Annotated in this window: 1 pseudogene; it reads right to left on the reverse strand. The window is 38.5% G+C overall.

Features of this window, described 5'->3' with window-relative positions:
• Window positions 1-232 (reverse strand): annotated as a pseudogene (locus tag AB4585_RS28110) (efflux RND transporter periplasmic adaptor subunit); the annotation flags it as partial.
• Window positions 233-553 lie beyond the last annotated feature (321 nt).

The raw sequence follows: 553 nt of genomic DNA on the forward strand, positions 1-553 counted from the left end.
ATCCAGCCGTAGCAGGCAATTCGATGAGTTCTCCAGGAACTCTGAAAGCAAGTACTGCACGGTCGCCTGCTCCAGAAGATGCAGGGAACACACGTTCAAAACTTTTGTCTCCAACAGACACAGTGAGAAGTTTCGCTGGGCGAGATTCAGGCTCTGAAACGGCATTTTGCTTTTCTCCACACCCCACCAAGATGAGAGATGCACAAAACATCAAAAACCAATTGATACGCATAGTATTTCCTTATTGAGCGTCAATACCTTTAAAGATAGATGTTTCAAGATGTTAAATCTACTTTAAAAACCTGTTTTTAAAGCTTTTTCCTAATTAAATCACAATGTGTTTATAAAGCGTTCAGATGTTAATAAACATTACGAATTCACAATGCATTAATGATGATAGACAAAGACTTTGGGTCCGCTCTTTATCAATGTGACTGGTTTATTATCAATAAGATAGTTGAGAAGTGACGAATAAGGAGACAGCAAGGAAAGAGTGCTCTCAAAGAGAGCTAAAAGAAGGGTGTTGTAGAGATGTTGATATGAAGAGATATTT

This window comes from Vibrio sp. 10N.222.49.C9 (assembly GCF_041474985.1).
Taxonomy (GTDB): domain Bacteria; phylum Pseudomonadota; class Gammaproteobacteria; order Enterobacterales; family Vibrionaceae; genus Vibrio; species Vibrio crassostreae_C.